The following is a 24,716-nucleotide window of genomic DNA, read 5'->3' on the forward strand; positions in this document are numbered from 1 at the left end:
CTTTTTTCTCGCTGTAGTAGTGCCGTAGCTTCTACTACATACCGTTCGGAAGCTCGGCCCTGAGCCGATGGGGACTCACATGACGCAAGCCAATACCGCCGTGTACACCGATATCAGCGCTGCCCAACTGGTCGAAGAAGCGATCCGTCGCGGCGAGGGCGAACTGGCGGCCAATGGCTCGCTGGTGGTGCGCACCGGCCATCGCACCGGTCGTTCGCCGGCCGACCGTTTCATCGTCGATGAGCCGAGCACCACCGAAGCCATCGGCTGGGGCCCGATCAACCGCAAGTTCCCTGCGGACAAGTTCGATGCCCTGTGGGACCGCGTCGAGGCGTTCAACAATGCCCAGGACCACTTCGTTTCCCACGTCCATGTAGGTTCGGCCGCCGAACACTACCTGCCGGTCAAGATGACCACCCAGACCGCCTGGCAGAACCTGTTCGGCCGTCAGTTGTTCATCAACCCGGAAACCTACAACCCGGCCGGCAAGGGCGAGTGGCAGGTGCTCAACGTCGCCAACTTCGAGTGCGTGCCGGAGCGTGACGGCACCAACTCCGACGGCTGCGTGATCATCAACTTCGCCCAGCGCAAGGTGCTGATCGCCGGCATGCGCTACGCCGGCGAGATGAAGAAGGCCATGTTCTCGGTGCAGAACTTCCTGCTCCCGGAGAAGGACGTGCTGCCGATGCACTGCGCCGCGAACATCGGCGAAGACGGCGACGTGACCCTGTTCTTCGGCCTGTCCGGCACCGGCAAGACCACCCTGTCCGCCGATGAGTCGCGCTACCTGATCGGCGACGACGAGCACGGCTGGGGCGAGGGCGTGGTGTTCAACATCGAGGGCGGTTGCTACGCCAAGTGCATCGACCTGTCCGAGAAGAACGAGCCGGTGATCTGGAAAGCCATCCGCTTCGGCGCCGTGCTGGAGAACGTGGTGCTCGACGAGAACCGCGTGCCGGACTACGCCGACGACAGCCTGACCCAGAACAGCCGCGCCGCCTACCCGCTGGAGTTCGTCGAGAAGCGCTCCGAGGAAAACCTCGGCGGCGAGCCGAACGCGGTGATCTTCCTGACCTGCGACCTGACCGGCGTGCTGCCGCCGGTGTCGATCCTCAACGAGGAACAGGCCGCCTACCACTTCCTGTCCGGCTACACCGCGCTGGTCGGTTCCACCGAGATGGGTTCCGGCGGCGGCATCAAGTCGACCTTCTCCACCTGCTTCGGTGCGCCGTTCTTCCCGCGTCCGGCCGGTGTCTACGCCGAGCTGCTGATCAAGCGCATCAAGTCCTTCGGCTCCAAGGTCTACCTAGTCAACACCGGCTGGACCGGCGGCGGCTACGGCGTCGGCAAGCGCTTCAGCATCCCGACCACCCGTGGCGTGATCGCGGCGATCCAGAGCGGCGCACTGGTCGGTAGCGAGACCGAGCACCTGCCGATCATCAACCTGAGCGTGCCGAAGTCGGTGCCGGGCGTCGAAACCGAGCTGCTCAACCCGCGCAACACCTGGGCCGACAAGAACGCCTACGACGAAGCGGCCAAGGCCCTGGCCAAGAAGTTCATCGACAACTTCGAGAAGTTCGAGGTGAGCGACGCCATTCGTGATGCGGGTCCGCAACTGTAAGGCGCGTCGTGTAGGGAAAAGCCGCCTTCGGGCGGCTTTTTCGTTTGGGGAAGTGGAGGTTGTTTGTTGGTGGGATCGACTCCGCCCCTCACCTGCGAACACCATTCACCCCGACATTGCACAAGGCCGCTTGGTAGGATGGGTACCAACCCATCACCCATCCACCCCACTGCGCACCAGTTCCTGCGAAACCGCCCCCCATCACGCTATGGTCACGACTCCCACCACAGTCAACGGAGTGACTGACATGCACACGACCCTCGAACGCGTCTTCGGCTACCGACAGTTCCGCCCCGGCCAGGAGGCGGCGGTCGGCGCCGTGCTGGCCGGGCGCTCGGCGGCGGCGATCTTTCCCACCGGCTCGGGCAAGTCGCTGTGCTACCAGTTGCCGGCCCTGCACCTGCCGCACCTGACCCTGGTGGTCTCGCCGCTGCTGGCGCTGATGCAGGACCAACTGGCCTTCCTCGCCCGCCACGGCATCGCCGCCGCCAGCATCGATTCGGCGCAGAGCCGCGAGGAGGGCGCCGAGGTGATGGCGCGCGCCAGGGCCGGCGAGTTGAAGATCCTGATGATCTCGGTGGAGCGCCTGAAGAACGAGCGTTTCCGCAACTTCATCGCCCAGGTGCCGATCTCCCTGCTGGTGGTGGACGAGGCCCACTGCATCTCCGAGTGGGGCCACAACTTCCGCCCCGACTACCTGAAGCTGCCCGACTACCAGCGCCAGTTCGGCATTCCCCAGGTGCTGCTGCTCACCGCCACGGCGACCCCGGAGGTGATCGCCGACATGCGCGTGAAGTTCGCCATCGCCGAAACCGACGTGATCACCACCGGCTTCTACCGGCCCAACCTCAACCTGCTGGTGGAGCCGGTCGCCGGCCGCGACAAGCAGCGCCGCCTGGTGGACTGGCTGGGCGCCAGGCCGGGCCAGCCGAGCATCGTCTACGTCACCCAGCAGAAGACCGCCGAGCAGGTCGCCGAACACCTCGAACGCAACGGCATCCCCGCCAGCGCCTACCACGCCGGCATGGCCCACGAGCAGCGCGAGGCGATCCAGCGCAGCTTCATGGACGGACGGCTGAGCTGCATCGTCGCCACCATCGCCTTCGGCATGGGCATCGACAAGGCCGACATCCGCAACGTGGTGCACTTCGACCTGCCGAAATCCGTCGAGAACTACAGCCAGGAGATCGGCCGCGCCGGGCGCGACGGCCTGCCGTCCGACTGCCTGGTGCTGGCCAACCGCGACGGCCTCAACGTGCTGGAGAACTTCGTCTACGGCGACACGCCCGAGCGGGATGGCATCCGCGCGGTCCTCGACGAACTGCTTGGCGGCGTCCGGGACGGCCAGTGGGAACTGATGCTCACTGCGCTGGCGGACCACAGCAACATCCGCCAGCTACCGCTGAAGACGTTGCTGGTGCAGCTCGAACTTCGCGGCATCATCGCTCCGCGCTATGCCTATTTCGCCGAATATCGCTTCAAGTACCTGATCGACCCCGAGGAGCTGGTGGCGCGTTTCGAGGGCGAGCGGCGCGAGTTCATCGCCGCCATCGTCGCCACCTCGCAGCGGGCGCGGACCTGGTGCACGGTGGATTTCGACGCGCTGTACCGCCAGCATCACGCCGAGCGCGGCCGGGTGGTCAAGGCGCTTGACTGGCTCCAGGAAAAGGGCTGGATCGAGCTGGAAAGCAAGCAGATGACCGAGGTCTACGCGCTGCTCGATACCCGCTTCGACCCGGATGCCCTGGCCGACGAGCTGCACGCCTACTTCAAGCGCCACGAGGCCAGCGAGATCGCCCGCATCCAGGCCATGCTCGCGCTGTTCGCCAGCGACCAGTGCCTGAGCCGGCGCCTGGCCGTCTACTTCGGCGACGAGCAGGCGCCCGAGCGCTGCGGGCACTGCTCGGTGTGCCACGGCCAGGTCGCCCACCTGCCGCCGGTGCCGGCATTGCCGCCGCTGGCCGGGCGGGATGTCGCGGCGCTGTGCGGGGCTTTCGAGCAGCGTCATCGGGAACAGAAAGGCGCCGAGCCCAGCGCGGAATGCCTGACCCGCTTCCTGTGCGGCATCACCACGCCGTTGTTCACCAGGCTCAAGGCGCGGCAGGTTCCCGGCTTCGCGGCGCTGGAGGATTATCCCTACGCCGAGGTGCGGGACTGGGTGGCGCAGGGGTAGGCCCGGGCGGCCCAACCCATCCTACGGTCGGGGACAAACCTGTTCCCGACCACGAATCTGGCGGGCACCGGGTATTGGGTCTTGAATCCATGAGACCCCTCGACCAAGGAGTCCCCATGCCTACCGAACATCTCGACGTACTGATCATCGGCGCCGGCCTGTCCGGCGTCGGTGCCGCCTATCACCTGACGAAGCACTGCCCCGGCAAGACCTTCGCGATCCTCGAAGGCCGCGAGGCCATGGGCGGCACCTGGGATCTGTTCCGCTACCCGGGCATCCGTTCCGACTCGGACATGTTCACCCTCGGCTACAACTTCAAGCCGTGGAACGACCCGCAGGCCATCGCCGACGGTCCGTCGATCCGCCGCTACATCGAGGAAACCGCGCGGGAAAACGGCATCGACCGCAATATCCGCTACCGCCACAAGGTGCTCAAGGCCGACTGGAACTCGGCGACCGCCACCTGGAACCTGGAGGTGCAGCGCGACGACGAGCCGAATCCGCTCAGGCTGAGCTGCCGGCACCTGCTGCTGTGCACCGGCTACTACCGCTACGAGGCCGGCTATACCCCCGAGTTTCCCGGTCGCGAGCACTTCCGGGGCGAGGTCATCCACCCGCAACTGTGGCCGGAAGACTTCGACTATTCCGGCAAGAAGGTGGTGGTGATCGGCAGCGGCGCCACCGCCGTCACCCTGGTCCCGGCGCTGACCGACAAGGCCCGCCACGTGACCATGCTGCAGCGCTCGCCGAGCTACGTGATCACCCTGCCGCACAAGGACGCGATCTCCAATTTCCTGCGCCGCTTCCTGCCGGACAAGTGGGTGTACCGCCTCGGTCGCGCGCGCAACGTGACCATGCAGATGGTCTTCTTCAACATGGCCAAGACCTTCCCCAACCTGGTGCGCAAGGCGCTGCTCGGCATGGCCCGGCACCAGCTCGGCAAGGATTTCGACATGCGCCACTTCAGCCCGCGCTACAAGCCGTGGGACGAACGGGTCTGCGCGGTGCCCGACGGCGACCTGTTCCGTGTGCTGCGCCAGGGCAGGGCCTCGGTGGTCACCGACCACATCGATACTTTCACCGAGACCGGCATCCGCCTGAAATCCGGCCAGGTGCTCGAAGCGGACGTGATCGTCACCGCCACCGGGCTCGACCTGCTGCTGTTCGGCGGTATCGAGGTGGCGGTGGACGGCCAGCCGTTCGACGCGGCGAAGAGCATGGGCTATCGCGGCATCATGCTGCGCGACCTGCCCAACGCCGCGGTGGTGCTCGGCTACACCAACGCCAGTTGGACGCTCAAGGCCGACCTGTCCAGCGAATACTTCTGCCGCCTGATCAACCACATGGACGCCATCGGCATGCGCCAGTGCACCCCGCGCAGCCGTGACGGCGAGGTCAGGCCGGCGCCGTTCCTCAACCTCAACTCCGGCTATATCCAGCGCGTCGCCGACAAACTGCCCAGCCAGGGCGACCGCGCGCCCTGGAAGCTCTACCAGAACTACCTGCTCGACCTGGCCCTGCTGCGCTACGGCAAGGTGGAGGACGGCTACCTGGAGTTCAGCTCGCCGAAGGCCAGCGCCAAGCGCGAAGCGGTGGAAGCGCTCGGCTGACGGCTCCCGTAGGGTGCGCTGCGCGCACCAACCCGGGGGCGACACCTTTCGTTCCCGGCGGAACGCCGCACATGGGACCTGGGCAAGCGGTGCGCACGGAGTACCCTACCGCCCGACCTCGGCGATCCGCTCGATCAGCCATTGCAGCGCGGCGTCCCGTTCGCGCTGGGCGGGGTAGACCATGTCCAGGTGGAAGGCGCCGACATCGAAGGGCAGCGGTTGCAACTGCAGCGGCAGCAGGGCGGCGAAGTGCTCGGCCAGCCGCGTCGGCAGGACCACCGCGAGGTCGGTGATGGCGACGATGTGCGCGGCTTGCAGGTAGTTCGGCGTGGTGTAGTGGATGGAGCGGGCCAGGCCGTGCGCGCCCAGCCACTGGTCGACCATGCCCTTGGTCTGCCCGCCATGGACCCACAGGTGGCGCAGGCGCAGGAAGGTCTCCAGGTCCGGCGTCCGCGCGAGCAGCGGGTGGTCGCGGCGGCTCACCAGGCGCAGCGTCTCGCTCGTCCAGCGGCGCCGGGCGAAGCGCGCGGGGACGTTCTCGAAGCGGCCCAGGGCCAGGTCGAGGTCGCCCTTGTCCAGCGCCTCGGCCGGCAACTGCGGGCTGAGCTGGCTGACCGCCAGGGTGACGCCCGGCGCCTCGTCGGCCAGCCGGGCCAGCAGGCGCGGCATGCAGACCAGCTCCACGTAGTCGGTCATGGCGACGCTGAAGCGCAGCCGGCTGCTCGCCGGCTCGAACTGCTGGCCGCCGCTCAGGCTCTGCTCGATCTGTTGCAACGCGGCGCGGATCGGCGCCTCCAGGGCCAGCGCCCGTGGCGTCGGCTGCATGGCGCGGCCGGCGCGCACCAGCAGCGGGTCGTCGAACAGCTCGCGCAGGCGCCCCAGTGCGTTGCTCACCGCCGGCTGGCTGAGTGCCAGGCGTTCGGCGGCGCGCGACACGTTGCGTTCGCGCAGCAGGGCATCGAGCACGCGCAGCAGGTTGAGGTCGAAGTTGGATGTATTCATCGGATCAATACGACGTATCACAAGACTAAATTTCAAAAATAGTAGCGACTTCTTCTAAGGTGTCTGCCGGTTTTTTGCGCGAGGACAACAACAATGACCGCATCCCGCTTCTCCGTTCGACAGGCCGCCGTGATCGGCGCCGGCACCATGGGCCGTGGCATCGTCATGAGCCTGGCCAACGCCGGCATCCCGGTGCTCTGGCTGGACAACAACCCGCAGATGCTCGAACAGGCCATGGACGCGGTCGCCAAGACCAACGCCCACAACCTGCACCTGGGGCGGATCGACGCGGCGGAATCGGCCGCGCGCCTGGCGCGGGTCACCCCGGTGAACGACTACGCGGCGCTGGCCGGCGTCGACCTGGTGATCGAGGCGGTGTACGAGAACCTCGAACTCAAGCAGCAGATCTTCCGCACCCTGGATGCCACCCTGAAGTCCTCGGCGATCCTCGCCAGCAACACCTCGGCGCTGGATATCGACGCCATCGCCGCGGTCACCTCGCGCCCGCAGCAGGTGCTCGGCCTGCACTTCTTCAGTCCGGCGCACATCATGAAACTGCTGGAAATCGTGCGCGGCGCGCGGACCGCCCCGGAGGTGCTCGACGCCGCCCGCGAGCTGGGCCAGCGCATCGGCAAGGTCTGCGTGGTGGCCGGCAACTGCCACGGCTTCATCGGCAACCGCATGCTCGCCACCTACGTCGCCGAGGCGCGCAAGATGCTGCTGGAAGGCGCCTGGCCCCACCAGGTGGATGCCGCGCTGCAAGGCTTCGGTTTCGCCATGGGACCGTTCCGCATGTACGACGTGGTCGGCATCGACCTCGAATGGCGCGCCCGCCAGCTCGCCGGGGTCGGCATGGACGACCCGCTGGTGCAGGTCGACAACGCCCTGTGCGAGTTCGGCCGCTTCGGCCAGAAGGCGCGCATGGGCTACTACCGCTACGCCGAGGGCAGCCGCCAGGCCGAGCACGATCCCGAAGTGGACGCCTTGGTCCAGCGGGTGGCCGAAGGACTCGGCTTCCGCCGCCGCGAGATCGGCGCCGAGGAAATCGTCGAGCGCAGCCTGCTGGCGCTGGTCAACGAAGGGGCGAAGATTCTCGAAGAGAGCATCGCCGCCAACAGCCACGACATCGACCTGGTCTACCTCAACGGTTACGGTTTCCCGGCCGACAAGGATGGGCCGATGGCTTGGGCCGACGGCGAGGGCGTGTCCGCCATCCTGGGACGCCTGGAGCGCTTGCAGGAGCTGTTCGGCGAACACTGGCGGCCGGCCGAGCTGATCCGCCAACTGGCCGCCAGCGGCAAGCGCTTCGCCGACGTGCGGGAGGGTGGCATATGAGCTACCGGGCCCCGCTGCGCGACATGCGCTTCGTCCTCCATGAACTGTTCGATGTCGGCGGTCATTGCGAACTGCTCGGCAACGGGCTGGACCGCGAGACCATCGACGGCGTGCTGGAAGAGGCCGCGCGCTACGCCGGCGAAGTGGTGGCGCCGCTCAACCGCAACAGCGACGAACAGGGCTGCCAGTTCCGCGACGGCGAGGTGACCACCCCGGACGGCTTCCGCGACGCCTACCGGCAGTACGTCGACAACGGCTGGGCGAGCATGACCGGGCCGGTGGAATTCGATGGCCAGGGCTTCCCGCAACTGGTCGCGGCCTGCTTCCACGAGATGCTGATGGGTGCCTCGCTGTCCTTCCGCGCCTACTCCGGGCTCACCGAGGGCGCCGTGCTGGCCCTGCACACCCACGGCAGCGAAGAGCTGAAGCGGCTCTACCTGCCCCGCATGGTCAGCGGCGAATGGACCGGCACCATGTGCCTCACCGAACCGCAGGCCGGCACCGACCTGGCGCTGCTGCGCACCCGCGCCGAGCCGCAGGCGGACGGCAGCTACAAGGTCAGCGGCAGCAAGATCTTCATCAGCGGCGGCGAGCAGGACCTGACCGACAACATCGTCCACCTGGTGCTCGCCCGCCTGCCCGACGCGCCGGCCGGGGTGAAGGGCATCAGCCTGCTCCTAGTGCCGAAGTTCATCGCCCGCGAGGACGGTTCCCTCGGCGAGCGCAACGCGCTGAGCTGCGGCGCCATCGAGCACAAGATGGGCATCAAGGGCGCCTCCACCTGCGTGATGAACTTCGACGGCGCTACCGGCTGGCTGGTCGGCGCGCCCAACCAGGGCCTGGCCTGCATGTTCACCATGATGAACGACGCGCGCTTCCAGGTCGGCCTGCAGGGCCTGGGGATCGCCGAGGCGGCCTTCCAGGGCGCCCTGGGCTATGCCCGCGAACGCCTGCAATCCCGTGCCCTGACCGGCCCGGCGGCGCCGGACAGGCCGGCCGACCCGATCATCGTCCACCCCGACGTGCGGCGCATGCTGCTCACCCAGAAGACCCTCAGCGAAGGCGGCCGCATGCTCGCCGCCTACTGCGCGCGCCAGCTCGACCTCGAACACGGCCACCCCGACGCCGAGGCACGCAAGGCCGCTGGCAAGCGCGCCGCGCTGCTGATCCCCATCGTCAAGGCGTTCCTCACCGACCTCGGCCAGGAAGTCGCCAGCCTCGGCGTGCAGGTCTACGGCGGGCACGGCTACATCCGCGAATGGGGCATGGAGCAACTGATGCGCGACAGCCGCATCACGCAGATCTACGAAGGCACCAACGGCATCCAGGCGCTCGACCTGATCCGCCGCAAGCTGCTCGGCGACGGCGGCGCCGAACTGGGCGCGCTGCTCGCCGAGTTCAGCGACCTGGCCGACCACGCGGCCCGGCGCCCGGCCCTGGCCTGGCTGGCCCAGGCGGTGCAGACGCGCCTCGGCGAATGGCGCGAGCTGGGCACCGAGGTGATCGCCGCCAGCCAGCGCGACCCGCAGGAAATCGGCGCCATGTCGATGGATTTCCTCCAGTATTCGGCCTATGTGCTATTGGCCGGGCTCTGGCTGCAAGCCGCCGCCCGCGCCCAGGACGCCCTGGAAGCCGGCAGCGGCGAAGCGGCCTTCTACCAGGCCAAGCTGCACAGCGCCGACTTCTACGTGCGCCGCGTGCTGCCACGGGCCAGCGCGCATCGTGAGGCGCTGCTGGGCGGGGCGGGGTGTCTGATGGCGATGGATGAGGAGAGTTTTGCGTTTTGAAAAGCACCCTCTCCCCCGGCCCCTCTCCCGTAAACGGGCGAGGGGTGACTCGCGCCTGACCGGCCATGCACGGACTGCCCCCTCTCCCATTTATGGGAGAGGGCTGGGGAGAGGGTAGTTGGGCAACCGGCAACTCCTACGTGAACAGGCGACCACAACAAGAAAGAGGAACCCGCCATGCAACCCTTCAGCTTCGCCACCACCGCGCAAATCCTCTGCGAAAGCGGCGCCGCTTCACGCCTGGCCACGCTGTGCCGGGAGCGCGAGGCGCGTTCGGTGCTGATCGTCACCGACCCCGGCATCACCCGGCTCGGCCTGCTCGACGGCGTGCTGCCCGGCTTCGCCGCCGAGGGCGTGGCGGTCGCGGTGTACGACCAGGTGCTCGCCGATCCACCGGAAGCCGTGGTGCTGGCGGCGGTCGAGCAGGCCAGGGCGCAGCGCGCCGAACTGATCGTCGGCTTCGGCGGCGGCAGCTCCATGGACGTCGCCAAGCTGGTCGCGCTGCTCGCCCATCCCGACTGTGCCCAGGCGCTGGCCGATATCTACGGCGTCGGCAACGCCAGGGGCCGGCGCCTGCCGCTGATCCAGGTGCCGACCACCGCCGGCACCGGCTCGGAGGTGACGCCGATCGCCATCGTCACCACCGGCGAGACCACCAAGCTAGGCGTGGTCTCGACGCTGCTGCTGCCCGACCTGGCGCTGCTCGACGCCGAGCTGACCCTCGGCCTGCCGGCGGCGGTGACCGCCGCCACCGGCATCGACGCCATGGTCCACGCCATCGAGGCCTACACCAGCAAGCTGAAGAAGAACCCGCTGTCCGACCTGCTGGCCCGCGAGGCGCTGCGCCTGCTCGCCGCCAACCTCGACGCGGCGGTGCACGACGGCGGCAACCGCGAGGCGCGCCAGGCCATGCTGCTCGGCGCCTGCCTGGCCGGCCAGGCGTTCGCCAACGCGCCGGTGGCGGCGGTGCACGCGCTGGCCTATCCGCTCGGCGGGCATTTCCACATCCCCCATGGGCTCTCCAACGCCCTGGTGCTGCCCCATGTGCTGGGCTTCAATGCCGAGGTGGCCGCGCCGCTTTACGCCGAGCTGGCGTCGCTGGTGCTCGGCCACAGGCTGCGCCCCGGCGATGCGATGAATCTCACCGAGCAACTGATCTTCGCCCTGGCCGACTTCAGCGAGCGCAGCGGCTTGCCGACCCGCCTGCGCGACGCCGGCGTGCCGGAAGCCATGCTGCCGCAACTGGCCGCCGACGCCATGCTGCAACAGCGCCTGCTGGTGAATAATCCGCGTGAAGTGAGCGAGGCCGACGCGCTGGCGATCTATCGCGCGGCGTATTGATCAACTATCCCTCTCCCCCGCCCCCTCTCCCCCTCTTCATAAAAGAAAGGGGGGAGAGGGGTGACTCGCGCCTGACCGGCTGTGCACGGACGGCTCCCTCTCCCATTGATGGGAGAGGGTAAAAAGAACCACCAAGGACACCCCATGACCCAACCCCAACACCTGCGTCACGACTACAGGCATTTCCAGCCGATCACCACCCGCTGGCACGACAACGACCTCTACGGCCACGTCAACAACGTCGTCTACTACGGCTTCTTCGACAGCGCGGTGAACACCTACCTGATCGAGCGCGGCGGCCTGGATATCCACGATGGCCAGGTGGTCGGCTTCGTGGTCAGCTCGGCCTGCGACTACTTCGCCTCCATCGCCTTCCCCGAACGCATCGAGGTCGGCCTGCGGGTCGGCAAGCTGGGCAACAGCTCGGTGCAGTACGAACTGGCGATCTTCAAGGCCGGCGAGGACGAAGCCTGCGCCGCCGGGCGTTTCGTCCACGTGTTCGTGGACCGGCGGAGCAACCGCCCGGTGCCGATCCCGGAGCCCCTGCGCGAGGCGCTGGCGGCGTTGCTGGTGGGTTGAACAGGTTCTCAGGCCAGCTCGACAAGGGCTGCGCGCCGCCCCCGCTGGAGATCGACGCTGGCGAGGATCAGCAGGCCGGCGACGAAATAGCTGCCGGTGATCAGCATCGCCAGGCGATGGTCGCCGCCGCTCAGCCAACTGGTCAGCCCGTAGGTCATCGGGCCGAGGATCGCCGACAGCTTCACCGCCTGGCCCCACAGCCCGAAGAACTCGGCCAGTCGGGTCGGCGGCGCCAGCAGGCCGACGATGGCGCGCCCGGCCGACTGGCTGGCGCCCATGCACAGCCCGGCGATGTTGGCCGCCACCCAGAACATCGCCGGGCCCTCGGCGGCCCAGGCCAGGCCGACCATGACGATCCAGCCGAGCAGGGTGAGGGTCAGGGTCGGGCGGTGGCCGAGGCGGTCCTGCAACCAGCCGAACAGGATCGCGCCGATCGAGGCGGTGATGTTCACCGCGAAGATCAGCAGCAGGGTGTCCTGGGTCGTGAAGCCCATCGCCTGGTCGGCATAGATGGCGGCCAGGGTGATCACCGCCGAGATGCCGGCCTGGTAGCACAGGGTGCAGAGCAGGAAGCGCAGCAGGTCGCGGTAGCGCCGCGCCTCGCTCAGGGTGCGGGCGAAGCGGTGCCACACCGAGGCGGCCAGCGGCGCCGCGCCGGCCTCCAGTTGCGGCTTGGCGCGTTCGCGCAGGAACAGGAAGGTCGGCACGCAGGCGGCGGCGAACAGCGCGGCGGTGATCAGCATGCACACCGGCACGAACTGCGCCGCCTCGTGCCCCTGGCCCTGCGCCCAAGCGACGTAGGCCAGGCAGGCGCCGAGGCTGACCAGCCCGCCGATGTAGCCGAATCCCCAGCCCCAGCCGGAAACCCTGCCGAGGGCGTCCTCGCGGGCGAGCTCGGGGAGGAAGGCGGCGATCAGGTTCTCGCCGCTGCCGAAGAAGAAGTTGGAGAGCACCACGAACAACACGGCGATGACCAGCGTCCCCGGCCCGGCCCAGGCCAGCGCGGCGGTGAAGGCCACGCAGCCGATGGTGCAGAGCAGCAGCAGGCGCTTCTTGCAGGCGAAGGCATCGGCGTAGGCACCGACCAGCGGCGCGCTGAGGATGATCAGCGCATAGGAGAGGGCGATGGCGCTGGTCCAGGCCAGGGTGCCCCAATCCTTGCCCTCGGCCACCACGGCGACGAAATAGGCGTTGAACACCGCGGTGATCACCACCGTGGTGTAGCCGGAGTTGGCGAAGTCATACATCGCCCAGGCCCAGATTTCGCGGCGGGTCACTCCGGGGGCAAGACTGCTTGGCATGGTGGGCTCCGTTGGGGTGGGGTCCCTAGAGACTAGCTGGCGTGTTCGAAGGGTTGATGAATGTGGGCGGAGTACGGTGTTTCCGGCTTGCACGTCCTGCTCCCTCTCCCTTCGGAGCGGGCCGCGCAGGCAGGGCTGGGGTGAGGGACGGACTTTCGATCCGGCACGACCTTTCCTCCCGCACCACTTCCACTTCCCGGATTGCATCCGGGCTACGTCCGGCCAGGGACTTCCCGTCCCCGACAACTGGCGCATAATGGTGAGCGCACTGTCACGAGGGACGGCCTATGCCCCGTCTGTCCCGCAAGACCCCCGCCAGTCCCCGCGACGACGGGGTGGCGGAAAAGCTGCTCGACATCGTCCGGCAGACCGTGATCGAGCTGCGCCCCTATGCGGCCGAAGGGCTGAAGGTCGGCTTGCACAGCGACCTCGACCGCGACCTGGGCCTGGACAGCCTGGCCCGGGTGGAGCTCTGGGCGCGTCTCGAGCAGGCGTTCGGTGTGCGTTTCCCCGAGGACCTGTTCTCCCGGGCGGAAACCCCGCAAGACCTCCTCCACGCCCTGCGCGAACAGGGCTGCCTGGCGCCGCTGCCGTCGCCGCGTTCCGCCGTTCCCGAAAGCGCCCCGGCGGCGCCGAGCACGCCGGCCGTGGCCGGGACGCTGATGGACGTGCTCGACTGGCACCTGCACAACCAGCCCGAGCGTATCCACGTGCGCCTGCTCGACGAGCACGAGCACTGCGACGACCTCAGTTATGCCGCCCTGCACCAGGGCTCCCTGGGCGTGGCGTGCGGCCTCCAGCGCCGGGGCCTGCGCGCCGGCCAGGCGGTGGCGTTGATGCTGCCCACCGGGCGCGACTTCCTGTTCGCCTTCGTCGGTACCCTGTTGGCCGGTGGCGTGCCGGTGCCCATCTACCCGCCGATGCGCCTGTCGCAGGTCGAGGAGCACCTGCGCCGGCAGGCCGCGATCCTCGCCAACGCCGAGGCGGTGGCGCTGATCACCGTGGCCGAGGCGAAGCTGCTCGCGCGCCTGCTCAAGCCACAGGTGCCGAGCCTGCGCGAGGTCGCCAGCGTCGCCGAACTGGCGGACAGCGGCGGCGAGTTCACGCCGGTCCGGCGCAAGGCGGAGGACATCGCCTTCCTGCAATACACCTCGGGCAGCACCGGCCAGCCCAAGGGCGTGATGGTCAGCCACGCCAACCTGCTCGCCAACCTGCGGGCGATGGGCGAGGGCGTGCGGGTCAGTTCCCGCGACGTGTTCGTCAGTTGGCTGCCGATGTACCACGACATGGGCCTGATCGGCGCCTGGCTGGGCAGCCTGTACTACGCCTACACGCTGGTGCTGATGTCGCCGCTGAGCTTCCTGGCGCGGCCGGCGCGCTGGCTGTGGGCGATCCACCACTACGGCGGCACCCTGTCGGCGGCGCCCAACTTCGCCTACGAGCTGTGCCTGAGCCGGATCGCCGACAGCGACATCGAGGGCCTGGACCTGAGCCACTGGCGCCTGGCGCTGAACGGCGCCGAGCCGGTCAATCCCGACACCTTGCGGCGCTTCGTCGCGCGCTTCTCCCGCTACGGGCTGCCCGCCAGCGCGCCGACGCCGGTCTACGGGCTGGCCGAAGGCACCCTCGGCGTGGCCTTCCCGCCCCTGGAGCGCGGGCCGCTGATCGATCTGGTACAGCGCGAGGCGTTCCAGACCCGTGGCCTGGCCCTGCCCGCCGAGGAGGGGAGTGCCGACACCCTGCGCTTCGTCTCCTGTGGCAGGTCGCTGCCCGGCCATCGCATCCGCATCGTCGACGACAATGGTCGCGAGCTGCCCGAACGCCGCGAGGGGCACCTGCAGTTCAGCGGGCCTTCCACCAGTCGCGGCTACTTCCACAACCCCGAGGAAACCCGCCGGGTGCAGCGCGGCGAGTGGATGGACTCCCTCGACCTGGGCTACCTGGCCGACGGCGAGCTGTACCTGACCGGCCGCGCCAAGGACCTGATCATTCGCGCGGGGCGCAACATCTACCCCTACGACGTGGAAACGGCGGTGGGCAACGTGCCCGGCCTGCGCAAGGGCTGCGTCGCGGTGTTCGGCAGCCGCGTGGCGGACAGCGGCACCGAGCGCCTGGTGGTGCTGGCGGAGACCCACGAGCACGACGCCGGCGTGCGCCAGCGCCTGCAACAGGAGATCAACCGGATCGTCGTCGAACTCGCCGGGGTGCCGCCCGACGACATCGTCCTGGCGCCGCCGCACAGCGTGCTGAAGACCTCCAGCGGCAAGATCCGCCGTTCCGCCTGTCGCGAGCTGTACGAGAGCGGCGAGCTGGTCGGTGGGCGCCAGGCGGTGTGGCGGCAACTGCTGCGCCTGGGCCTGCGGGGCGCGTGGGCACAGGTGGCGAGCGCCTGGCGAAGCGTCCGGGCCGCGCTGTACGGCGGCTACATCTGGCTATTGTTCTGGCTGATGGCGCCGCTGACCTGGCTGGGTGCCGCGCTGTTGCCATGGCAAGGCCCGTGCCGCGCCTTCGTGCATGGCGCGGCGCGGCTGTTCGTGCGCCTGGCCGGGGTCTCGCCGCACGTCGAGGGGCTGGAGCGGATGGCGGCCTGCGGGCAATGCGTGCTGGCCGCCAACCACGCCAGCTATGTCGATGGGGTGATCCTCTGCGCGGCGCTGCCGCCGCGCTTCGCCTTCGTCGCCAAGCGCGAGCTGGCCGGGCAATGGATCGCCGGACTGTTCCTGCGCCGGATCGGCGCCCGCTTCGTCGAGCGCTTCGAGCTGCAACGCAGCGCCGAGGACGCCGCCGCCCTGGCCAATGCGCTGGCTGACGGCGAGTCGCTGCTGTTCTTCCCGGAAGGCACATTCGGCGCCGAGCCGGGCCTGCGGGCCTTCCGCATGGGCGCTTTCGTCCTGGCCGCGCGTTCCGATCTGCCGCTGCTGCCGGTGGCCATTCGTGGCACGCGCACGCTGCTGCCCGACGGCTGCTGGTTCCCGCGCCATGCGGGGATCGAGATCGATATCGGCACGTCGCTGTGGGCGCGGGGAGACGGCTGGCTGGAGGCGATCGGCCTGCGCGACGAGACGCGGGCGTGGTTGCTGGAGCGATTGGACGAGCCGGACGGCCTGGGCCGCTGAGGAGGGGCTGCGCACCGGCCGGGAGCCGGTGCGCGGGTGCGATCAGTGACGGTGATGCTTGTGCTTATGCTTGTGGTGGCGGTGCTTGTACTTCGCCTTGTGGTAGTGCTTGTGCCCGGCATAGCGACGGCTGTCGCGGTCGTCGTTGTAGCTCTTCATGCCGTAGTGGTTGCCCAGCGCGCCACCGGCCCCGCCGCCCAGGGCCGCGCCGATGAGGCCGCCGGTGGTGCCGCCGACCTGGTTGCCGACGACGTTGCCGCCGGCCGCGCCCAGGGCGCCGCCGAGCGCCGCTTCGGTGCGGCTGCGACGATCGGCGCCAACCGCGCTGCCCGCCGCGCCGCCGAGGCCCGCGCCGATGGCCGCACCGGTGCTGCCGCCGACCTGGTTGCCGACCACCGAGCCGAGTACCCCGCCCAGGGCGCCGCCGACACCGGCACGGGTGTCGTTGTCAGCCATCGCCGCGCCACTGAACAGGCCCAGGGACATCAGGATTATCGAGAGACGTTTCATACGAAGGCGAACCTTGTGTTTGTGGTGATGAGGCGATCCTGTGTTCACCAAGGGGGCCTTACAAGCGCCGGCAGACGAGCGGTACAGACTTTTTTCGAAGTCTGTAACCGAGTGTTTTTCAAGGGAACTTTACGGATTTCCTGACGCTCAAAGGCCGTTCGTTACAGCCTTGTAATGCCCTTTTCGATGGCTCGATGATGGCAATCGCCAGGACGCTCCGAACGCTCTCGCAGGGTGCGCCGTGCGCACCGATGAGGGGCGGCGCAGGTGTTTCCGGCCGGGCACCATGCCGGTGCCCGGTGCGCACGACCTGGGCGGCCTCGCGTTACCCATGCAAGACATGAAGCCGCAGCTTTCGCGGCCATGGGCCGCTCCTACGGAGCCCTCTCCCCCGGCCCCTCTCCCATGAATGGGAGAGGGGTGACGTGGTATCACCGTCGTAGGATGGGTCGAGGAGCGCAGCGACGATACCCATCGGGTTAAGAACCCCATCGGTTTACATGTAGGAGCGGCCCATGGCCGCGATAGCCAGGATCGCTAGACGATCCGCCCATCGTCCCCCGCCGGTTCCAGGCGGATGGCGACGAACTTCGAGGTCGGCGTGAAGCTGCCGTCGCCGAAGCTCTCCAGCGGCACCAGCGGGTTGGTTTCCGGGTAGTAGGCCGCCGCCTGGCCGGCCGGCACGTCGAAGGCCAGCAGGGTGAAGCCGTCCACCCGCCGCTCGATCCCATCCTCCCACAGCGAACGAATGTCCACCTTCTGCCCCGGCTTGAAGCCCAGGCGCAGGATGTCCGCCTCGTTGGCGAAGATCACCCGGCGCTGGCCCTTGACCCCGCGATAGCGGTCGTCGAGGCCGTAGATGGTGGTGTTGTACTGGTCGTGGGAGCGCAGGGTCTGGAGGATCAGGTCCGGCTGTTCGGCGAGCTTCTCGTGGAGCAGCGAGGCAGGCAGAGCATTGGCCTGGAAGCGCGCCTTGCCGCCCGGCGTGCTCCACTCGCGGCGGGCCGCCGCGTTGCCCAGGTAGAAGCCGCCCGGCGCCGCCAGCCGCTGTTCGAAATCGGCGAAGCCGGGAATGGTGTCGGCGATCAGGGCGCGGATGCGTGCGTAGTCCTCGACCAGCCAGAGCCAGTCCACCGGCCAGGCGCCCAGGGTGGCGTCGGCGATGCCGGCGACGATGGCCGGTTCCGAGCGCATTTGCGTGGATAGCGGGCGCAACTGGCCGTGGGAGGCGTGCACCATGCTGAACGAGTCCTCGACGGTCACCGCCTGCTCGCCGCCGGCCTGCAGGTCGATGTCGGTGCGGCCGAGGCAGGGCAGGATCAGCGCGTCCTGGCCGTGCATCAGGTGGCTGCGGTTGAGCTTGGTGCTGATCTGCACGGTCAGCGCACAGTTGCGCAGCGCCTGGTGGGTGCGCGTGCTGTCCGGGGTGGCCTGGGCGAAGTTGCCACCGAGGCCGATGAACACCTTGCTGCGGCCGTCGAGCATGGCCTGGATGGCTTCCACCGTGTTGTGGCCGGGATGGCGCGGCGGGGCGAAGCCGAAGCGGCGCTCCAGGGCGTCGAGCAGCGCCGCCGGCGGGCGGTCGTTGATGCCGACGGTGCGGTCGCCCTGCACGTTGCTGTGGCCGCGCACCGGGCACAGGCCGGCGCCGGGCTTGCCGAGGTTGCCGCGCAGCAGCATGAGGTTGGAGATTTCCTGGATGGTCGCCACCGAATGGCGATGCTGGGTGATGCCCATGGCCCAGCACATGACCACCCGTTCGGCGTCGGCGTAGAGCCGTGCCAGTCGTTCGATGTCCACGCGGGGGAGGCCGGATTGCGCCTCGATGCCCGCCCAGTCGCTGGCCTCCACGGCGGCCAGGTAGCCGTCCAGGCCGTCGGTGTGCTCGGCGATGAAGGCATGGTCGAACACGCTGCCCGGCGCCTCGCGCTCCCATTGCAGCAGGTACTTGGCCATGCCGCGCAGCACCGCCATGTCGCCGCCGAGGGCCGGGCGGAAGTAGTGGGTGTGGGTCGGCTTGGAGCGGTTGCCGAGCATCTCGATGGTGTGCTGCGGGTTCTGGAAGCGCTCCAGGCCGCGTTCCCGCAGCGGGTTGACGCAGACCACCCGGGCGCCTCGGGCGACCGCCTCGCGCAGCGGTTCGAGCATGCGCGGGTGGTTGGTGCCGGGGTTCTGGCCGAGCACGAAGATGGCGTCGGCCTTGTGCAGGTCGTCGAAGGTCACCGTGCCTTTGCCGACCCCGATGCTCTGCCCGAGGGCCACGCCGCTGGCCTCGTGGCACATGTTCGAGCAGTCCGGGAAGTTGTTGGTGCCGTAGGCGCGCACGAAGAGTTGGTAGAGGTAGGCCGCCTCGTTGCTGGCCCGCCCGGAGGTGTAGAACTCGGCCTGGTCGGGGCTTTCCAGGGCGCGCAGGTGCCTGGCGATCAGCGCGAAGGCGTCGTCCCAGCTCACCGGCACGTAGCGGTCGCTGGCCGGGTCGTAGCGCATCGGCTCGGTCAGCCGGCCCTGGTACTCCAGCCAGTAGTCGCTCTGCCCGCGCAGCGCGCCGACGCTGTGGCGGGCGAAGAATCCGGCGTCCACCCGGCGCTGGGTGGCTTCCCAGTTGACCGCCTTGGCGCCGTTCTCGCAGAAGTTCACCCGGCCGCTGTCGGGCGCCTCGCCCCAGGCGCAGCCGGGGCAGTCGAAGCCGCCGTGCTGGTTGGTCTTGAGCAGGGTGCGGATGTTCTTCAGCGCGTTGTCGCTCTCCAGCCAGTGGCGGGTCACGCTGCGCAACGCGCCCCAGCCGCCGGCGGGCCCCTGGTAAGGCTTGAAGCGGCGCGTCGGGTGTTCGTGGATGCGGTGGGTCATGCGGGGAACTCCGGGCTGTACACGCGCGGAGCGGCGTGTTGCGGCAGGTGGATCAGGTTGAGGTGATGGCGGCGTGCCCATTGCACGGCCAGGCCGGTGGGCGACGAGAGGCTGACCAGGGTGTGGATGCCGGCGCGCAGCACCTTGTGGATCAACTCCAGGCTGCAGCGGCTGGTGACGATGACCAGGCCGCCGTCGAGCGGCTGGCGCTGGCGCAGCAGGGCGCCGATCAGCTTGTCGAGGGCGTTGTGGCGGCCGATGTCCTCGCGGGCCAGGCGCAGTTCGCCGTGGCCGTCCATGAACAGCGCCGCGTGCACCGCGCCGCAGTGCTGGCCGAGGGTCTGCCAGGCCGCGATGCGCTGGCGCAGGTCGTCCAGCCATTCGACCGGCGGCAGGGGCGCCTGGGCCAGCGTCGGCAGGCTGGGCAGCGCCTGTTCCAGCGCCTCGACGCCGCACAGTCCGCAGCCGCTGCTGCCGGCCAGTTGGCGGCGCTGCTGCTTGAGGCGCCAGAAGGCGCGGTTGCTGATCTTCACTTCCGCACGACGGGCGGCGTCGGTGCCTTGCAGGCGGATGTCATAGATGTCGTCGATGGAGTCGACGATGCCGCTGCCAAGGCTGAAGCCGACCACGAAATCTTCCAGATCGGCGGGCGACACCAGCATCACCGCCTGGCTCACGCCGTTGAAGGCGACGGCCAGGGCGGCTTCTTCCGCCAGCTCGGCGTCTGCCCGCTGGTTCCTGGCTGTTTCGAGGTACTGGTAGGTGGAGCTGGCCTCCGCCAGTTCGGTGGCGAGACGGCTATCCGCCAGATCCGGGCGGGGCTGGTGCAAGGCAGGCATGGCAAAGTACCGTTGGTGCTTTTTTGACCAGCCTAGGCCTCGCGGAGGGTCACGTCTAATCGCGTGTTTCGATGTTGTTATAGATGCTGTCGATGAGCAGTCCTAGGCGTCTTCTCCCAGCTCGGCGAAACAGGCTTCGGCCAGCGCCGAGCGTGGTTCGCCACGGCGCATGATCAGGCCGAGCGGCGCCAGGGTGTGGGCGTCCTCGATGGGTTGCAGGCGCAGGTGCTCGCCCAGTTCCAGCCCGCTGGGCAGCGGCATCACCGCGCAGCACAGGCCGCCCTGCACGGCTTGCAGGAGCTGGTGCACGGCGTCGGTTTCCAGCAGCGGGGTCGGCAGCAGGCCACGACTGCGGAAGGCGTGGTCGATCGACTGGCGGAAGTGCATGCCGCTGCTGAGCAGGCCGAGGGGCAGTTCGACCAGCGCTTCCCAGCGCAGCGGCTCGGCGTCGAAGTGGAAATGGCGCCGGTCGTGGAGCAGGCCCATGTGCGTCTCGCAGAGCGGCCGGGATTCGAAATGCTCGGCGTCCAGGCGATCCAGGTAGGAGAGGCCGATATCCAGGCGGTTGCTCGCCAGTTGTTCGAGGATCTGCCCGGAGCTGAGCGACGAGAGCACGAAGCGCAGGTGCGGATGGCGGTTGTGCAGGCGTCGCAGCAGTGGCACCGGGTCGAAGCTGGACAGCGGCACCACGCCCAGGCGCAGGGTGCCGCTGAGGCTGCCGCGACAGGCCGCCGCCTCGGCGTACAGGCCGTCGTGGGCGGCCAGCAGGGTGCGCGCCCAGGCCAGCACCCGCTCGCCGGCCTCGGTGAAGCCTTCGAAACGCTGGCCACGGCGGACCAGTGGCAACTCCAGTTCGTCTTCCAGGTTGCGCAGGCGCATCGACAGGGTCGGCTGGGTGACGTGGCAGCGCGCCGCCGCCTGGCTGAAGTGGCGGGTCTCGTCGAGGGCGATGAGGAATTTAAGTTGCTTGATATCCATGGGCCGCTCCGGGCAGCGAAGTGTCGGCGATTCTAGCGCGGAGCGGACGACGGGGCGGACGTCCTCGAAAAACGGACGGAAGGGCTGCGGTCCGGGAAACCTGGTGCGGCATGGTGAACTTATGGCCACCACTGGTGTCGACTCTGCCGTGTCGGCTGAGGACGGATCGCCGAATCTGGAGCACTGTCTAGACTCAGCAGGCTGGCGTCCCGTTCGAGAGGACGCTGTCGGATATTCACAGGGAGAAAACCGATATGAGCATCTTTGCGTTCGTGAAGGAAGCGGGTGAAAAACTTTGGGACACGCTGGTGGGCAACGAGGCCAAGGCAGCGGAATCGCTCAAGGATCACGTGGCCAAGGTCGGCCTGGGCAACCCGAACATCCAGGTGTCGGTGGAAGGTGACAAGGTGATCGCCGCCGGTGAGGTGGCCAGTCAGGAAGAGAAGGAAAAGATTCTCCTCGCCCTGGGCAACGTGTCTGGTGTCGGTGAAGTCGAGGATCGCATCACGGTGGCCACCCCGGCGCCGGAAGCGCGTTTCGTCACGGTGAAAAAGGGCGACACCCTGAGTGCCATCGCCAAGGCCGAGTACGGCAACGCCAACCTGTACATGAAGATCTTCGAGGCCAACAAGCCGATGCTCAGCCACCCGGACAAGATCTATCCGGGGCAGGTTCTGCGCATTCCCGAGTAAGCGTTACCCTGCGCAGCCCAGGTGCGATTCCGGATCGCATCCGGGCTGCGTCGTTTTTCTGGTTCCCCGCGAACGCGGGGAACCAGCAACCAAGCAAAACCCGTAGGGTGGAAAACCGCGAAGCGTTTTCCACCAGCCGGCCACGCGACCCGTCAAAGCCCCGCCAGCAGCTCCCGGTAATCCGCCAGGGCCGCGAACTCCCCGGTGTCCTTCGGCCCCTTGCGGCTGTCCGGCTCGTGCACCGCGAGCAGGTGCGCGACACCGAACCGCCCGGCGCTGCGCAGGATCGGCAGGCTGTCGTCGATGAACAGGCTGCGTGCCGGGTCGAAGCCGAAGTCCTGTTGCAGGGCGAACCAGAACTGCTGGTCCTCCTTGGGGAAGCCGTAGTCATGGGAGCTGATCAGGCGGTCGAAGTACGGCGCCAGCTCGACCCGTTCCAGTTTCAGCGACAGCGAGTCGCGGTGCGCGTTGGTGATCAGCGCCACGCGCTTGCCGGCGCGGCGCAGGGCGGCGAGGAAGGTGTCGGCGTCTTGGCGCAGGCTGATCAGTTCGGCCACTTCGCGCTTGAGGTCGCGGATCGACAGGCGCAGTTCGCGACTCCAGAAGTCCGTGCAGTACCAGTTCAGGGTGCCGGCGTGGTCGCGGAACAGCGGCAGCAGCTCGGCATCGGCCTGCGCGCGGGTGATGCCGTGGTGTTCGGCGTAGCGCTGCGGCAGGTGTTCGAGCCAGAAATGGTTGTCGAAATGCAGGTCGAGCAGGGTGCCGTCCATGTCGAGCAGCACGGTGTCGATAGCGGGCCAGGGTAGTGTCGGCACGGTGTGTATCCTGGGGCGGTCAAGACGATAGAAGCGTTGGAGGCTGGACGAAACAGGCGGTCTTGCCGTGGTAGGGTGCGCCGTGCGCACCGACCGGGGGCCCGCACTGACGTTCCGGCGAGACACCCCGCCAGCGCCAGGGTGAACGGTGCGCACGGCGCACCCTACGTGAGGGATGAGAGCGGCGAACGCTCCAGCCTCAAAGCCGGGGTATGATAACCCGCCAGCTCAAGCCACGGAGTCTTCCCATGCGTCAGAAACCCACAGTGCTCGGTCGCGAAGTCGTGGCGAAGAGCCGCCTGTTCACCGTCGAGGAGCTGCAACTGCGTTTCGCCAACGGAGTCGAGCGGACCTACGAGCGGCTGGCCAACCGGGGCAGCGGCTATGGCGCGGTGATGGTGGTGGCGCTGGCCGACGCCGAGCACGCGCTGCTGGTGGAGGAATACTGCGCGGGGACCGACGATTACCAACTGTCGCTGCCCAAGGGGCTGATCGAGCCCGGCGAGGACGTGCTGGTCGCCGCCAACCGCGAGTTGAAGGAAGAAGCCGGGTTCGGCGCGCGGCAACTGGAGCACCTCACCGAGCTGAGCCTGTCGCCCGGATACATGAGCCAGCGCATCCAGGTGGTGCTGGCCCGCGACCTGTACGAAGAGCGCCTGCCCGGCGACGAGCCGGAGCCGATGCGGGTGGACAAGGTCAACCTGCGCGAGCTGTCGAGCCTGGCCCAGCATCCGCAGTTCAGCGAAGGACGCGCGCTGGCTGCCTTGTACCTGGCGCGCGACCTGCTCAGCCAGCGTGGGGAGTTCGTACTGTGAGCCATCCGCTGCTGCCTGCCGTGATCGATCTGGTGCGCGCCGCCGGCGCCTCCGCCTTGCCGTACTGGCGCGCCGATGTGGAGGTGATCGAGAAGTCCGATGCTTCGCCGGTCACCGCTGCCGACCTGGCCGCCCATCGGGTGCTGGCCGAGGGGCTGGCGGCGCTCGACCCAGCCATCCCGGTGCTGTCCGAGGAGGACAGCCAGATCCCGCTGGCCGAGCGCGCGACCTGGGAGCGCTGGTGGCTGGTCGATCCGTTGGACGGCACCAAGGAGTTCATCGCCGGCAGCGAGGAGTTCACCGTGAACGTCGCGCTGATCGAGCGCGGGCGGGTGCTGTTCGGCGTGGTAGGGCAACCGACCAACGGTCGCTGCTATTACGGCGGCGCCGGCCTGGGCGCCTGGCGCAGCGGGGCGGCCGGCGCGGCCGAGCCGATCGGCGTACGCGACACCCCGGACGGGGTGCTCACCGTGGTGGCCAGCCGGCGTCATTCCAGCCCGGCCCAGGAGAACCTGCTGGCCGGCCTGAGCCATCATCTGGGCGACCTGGAGCTGGCGAACATCGGCAGCTCGCTGAAGTTCTGCCTGCTCGCCGAGGGCGAGGCCGACTGCTATCCGCGCCTGGCGCCGACCTCACAGTGGGATACCGCGGCGGCCCAGGGCGTGCTGGAAGGAGCGGGCGGCGAGGTGCTGGATATCCATGGCGCGCCACTGACCTATGCGGCGCGCGAGACCTACCTCAATCCCTGGTTCCTCGCCCTGCCGGCCGGGGCGGCCTGGCGTGACGAGTTGCTGCGCCTGGCGCGGGAGCTGGCGTGATTTGCCCTGGTGGGCTGAAGCCCACCCTACGGAGCTTGGATTACTCGCTTCGCTCGCCCTTTTCTAGATTCCCGCGTTCGCGGGAACCCAATAGATACGCCCCAGGGCGACGCACACCTCGTGGGAGCGGCCCATGGCCGCGAATCGCGGGCATGGCCCGCTCCTACGGGGACGGTATGCAGGATGGCGACGATACCTATCGAATCGGTATCCATGGGTGTCGCTTCGCTCGCCCTTTACTGGGCTCCCGTGTTTGCGGGCGTGACGGGATTGGGGGCACTCCCGCTGCCGTCCCCGTCATCCCCGCGAACGCGGGGAACCAATAGACACGCTTCAAGGCGACGCACACCTCGTAGGAGCGGCCCATGGCCGCGAATCGCGGGCATGGCCCGCTCCTACGGGGACGGTATGCAGGATGGCGACGATACCTATCGAATCGATATCGATGGGTGTCGCTTCGCTCGCCCTTTACTGGACTCCCGTGTTTGCGGGCGTGACGGGATTAGGGACACCCCCGCTGCCGTCCCCATCATCCCC

At 68.4% G+C, this 24,716-nt stretch carries 18 protein-coding genes; 11 read left to right on the top strand and 7 right to left on the bottom strand.

The window, feature by feature from the left end:
- Positions 1-79 precede the first annotated feature (79 nt).
- From PSEWESI4_RS00650 to PSEWESI4_RS00660, 3 genes are all read left to right on the top strand, one after another.
- The gene (locus tag PSEWESI4_RS00650) at positions 80-1,621 is read left to right on the top strand and encodes a phosphoenolpyruvate carboxykinase (RefSeq protein WP_187669258.1); all 1,542 of its coding nucleotides are present in this window, start codon (positions 80-82) and stop codon (positions 1,619-1,621) included.
- Between the two features lie 247 nt (positions 1,622-1,868).
- Positions 1,869-3,794, top strand: coding sequence for a RecQ family ATP-dependent DNA helicase (locus PSEWESI4_RS00655; RefSeq protein WP_187669259.1), 1,926 nt, complete (start codon positions 1,869-1,871; stop codon positions 3,792-3,794).
- Between the two features lie 116 nt (positions 3,795-3,910).
- Complete coding sequence (locus PSEWESI4_RS00660; protein WP_187669260.1) at positions 3,911-5,404, top strand: flavin-containing monooxygenase; 1,494 nt, start codon at positions 3,911-3,913, stop codon at positions 5,402-5,404.
- A 105-nt stretch (positions 5,405-5,509) separates the two neighbouring features.
- On the opposite strand, the gene PSEWESI4_RS00665 is transcribed toward PSEWESI4_RS00660, so the two are convergent.
- A complete protein-coding gene (locus PSEWESI4_RS00665) occupies positions 5,510-6,406 on the bottom strand; it encodes a LysR family transcriptional regulator (RefSeq protein WP_187669261.1) in 897 nt (298 codons plus the stop codon).
- A 93-nt stretch (positions 6,407-6,499) separates the two neighbouring features.
- Between PSEWESI4_RS00665 and PSEWESI4_RS00670 the strand changes: the two genes are divergently transcribed.
- The 4 genes from PSEWESI4_RS00670 to PSEWESI4_RS00685 all read left to right on the top strand — a co-directional run bounded on the left by PSEWESI4_RS00670 (position 6,500) and on the right by PSEWESI4_RS00685 (position 11,448).
- A complete protein-coding gene (locus tag PSEWESI4_RS00670; RefSeq protein ID WP_187669262.1) occupies positions 6,500-7,741 on the top strand; it encodes a 3-hydroxyacyl-CoA dehydrogenase in 1,242 nt (413 codons plus the stop codon).
- Positions 7,738-9,528 carry an acyl-CoA dehydrogenase C-terminal domain-containing protein gene (locus tag PSEWESI4_RS00675; RefSeq protein WP_187669263.1) on the top strand — a complete coding sequence of 597 codons (1,791 nt, stop codon included), beginning with the start codon at positions 7,738-7,740 and terminating at the stop codon, positions 9,526-9,528. The genes PSEWESI4_RS00670 and PSEWESI4_RS00675 overlap by 4 nt, the downstream gene beginning before the upstream one ends.
- A 177-nt stretch (positions 9,529-9,705) precedes the next feature.
- Positions 9,706-10,869, top strand: a complete 1,164-nt coding sequence (locus PSEWESI4_RS00680) for an iron-containing alcohol dehydrogenase (RefSeq protein WP_187669264.1) — start codon at positions 9,706-9,708, stop codon at positions 10,867-10,869.
- 144 nt (positions 10,870-11,013) lie between these two features.
- Positions 11,014-11,448 (top strand): acyl-CoA thioesterase, encoded by a 435-nt coding sequence (locus PSEWESI4_RS00685; protein WP_187669265.1) that lies wholly within the window; start codon positions 11,014-11,016, stop codon positions 11,446-11,448.
- Between the two features lie 8 nt (positions 11,449-11,456).
- Here PSEWESI4_RS00685 and PSEWESI4_RS00690 read toward each other — a convergent pair whose 3' ends face one another.
- Entirely contained in the window at positions 11,457-12,749 is a 1,293-nt protein-coding gene (locus PSEWESI4_RS00690) for an MFS transporter (RefSeq protein ID WP_187669266.1), read from the bottom strand.
- 287 nt (positions 12,750-13,036) lie between these two features.
- On the opposite strand from PSEWESI4_RS00690, the gene PSEWESI4_RS00695 reads away from it, so the two are divergent.
- Positions 13,037-15,865, top strand: coding sequence for an AMP-binding protein (locus PSEWESI4_RS00695; protein ID WP_187669267.1), 2,829 nt, complete (start codon positions 13,037-13,039; stop codon positions 15,863-15,865).
- A gap of 42 nt (positions 15,866-15,907) precedes the next feature.
- Here the strand turns inward: PSEWESI4_RS00695 and PSEWESI4_RS00700 are convergent, their stop codons facing one another.
- The 4 genes from PSEWESI4_RS00700 to PSEWESI4_RS00715 form a co-directional block, all read right to left on the bottom strand.
- The gene (locus tag PSEWESI4_RS00700) at positions 15,908-16,375 is read right to left on the bottom strand and encodes a hypothetical protein (RefSeq protein ID WP_187669268.1); all 468 of its coding nucleotides are present in this window, start codon (positions 16,373-16,375) and stop codon (positions 15,908-15,910) included.
- A gap of 537 nt (positions 16,376-16,912) precedes the next feature.
- Positions 16,913-19,222, bottom strand: a complete 2,310-nt coding sequence (locus PSEWESI4_RS00705) for an FdhF/YdeP family oxidoreductase (protein ID WP_408004261.1) — start codon at positions 19,220-19,222, stop codon at positions 16,913-16,915.
- A complete protein-coding gene (fdhD, locus tag PSEWESI4_RS00710; RefSeq protein ID WP_408004262.1) occupies positions 19,219-20,052 on the bottom strand; it encodes a formate dehydrogenase accessory sulfurtransferase FdhD in 834 nt (277 codons plus the stop codon). The genes PSEWESI4_RS00705 and fdhD overlap by 4 nt, the downstream gene beginning before the upstream one ends.
- 111 nt (positions 20,053-20,163) lie before the next feature.
- Positions 20,164-21,039, bottom strand: a complete 876-nt coding sequence (locus tag PSEWESI4_RS00715) for a LysR family transcriptional regulator (protein WP_187669270.1) — start codon at positions 21,037-21,039, stop codon at positions 20,164-20,166.
- 254 nt (positions 21,040-21,293) lie between these two features.
- Between PSEWESI4_RS00715 and lysM the strand changes: the two genes are divergently transcribed.
- Positions 21,294-21,731 carry a peptidoglycan-binding protein LysM gene (gene lysM, locus PSEWESI4_RS00720; protein WP_187669271.1) on the top strand — a complete coding sequence of 146 codons (438 nt, stop codon included), beginning with the start codon at positions 21,294-21,296 and terminating at the stop codon, positions 21,729-21,731.
- Positions 21,732-21,883: 152 nt separating this feature from the next.
- Here lysM and yrfG read toward each other — a convergent pair whose 3' ends face one another.
- Complete coding sequence (gene yrfG, locus PSEWESI4_RS00725) at positions 21,884-22,546, bottom strand: GMP/IMP nucleotidase (protein ID WP_187669272.1); 663 nt, start codon at positions 22,544-22,546, stop codon at positions 21,884-21,886.
- A 248-nt stretch (positions 22,547-22,794) separates the two neighbouring features.
- Here yrfG and nudE point away from each other — a divergent pair, with 248 nt between their 5' ends.
- Together nudE and cysQ are read left to right on the top strand one after the other, a co-directional pair.
- On the top strand, positions 22,795-23,361 hold the full coding sequence (gene nudE / locus PSEWESI4_RS00730) for an ADP compounds hydrolase NudE (protein ID WP_187669273.1): 567 nt from the start codon (positions 22,795-22,797) through the stop codon (positions 23,359-23,361).
- Positions 23,358-24,179, top strand: coding sequence for a 3'(2'),5'-bisphosphate nucleotidase CysQ (gene cysQ / locus PSEWESI4_RS00735; protein WP_187669274.1), 822 nt, complete (start codon positions 23,358-23,360; stop codon positions 24,177-24,179). Before nudE ends, cysQ begins: the two co-directional genes overlap by 4 nt.
- Positions 24,180-24,716 lie beyond the last annotated feature (537 nt).

The organism is Zestomonas carbonaria, assembly GCF_904061905.1.
Classification (GTDB): domain Bacteria; phylum Pseudomonadota; class Gammaproteobacteria; order Pseudomonadales; family Pseudomonadaceae; genus Aquipseudomonas; species Aquipseudomonas carbonaria.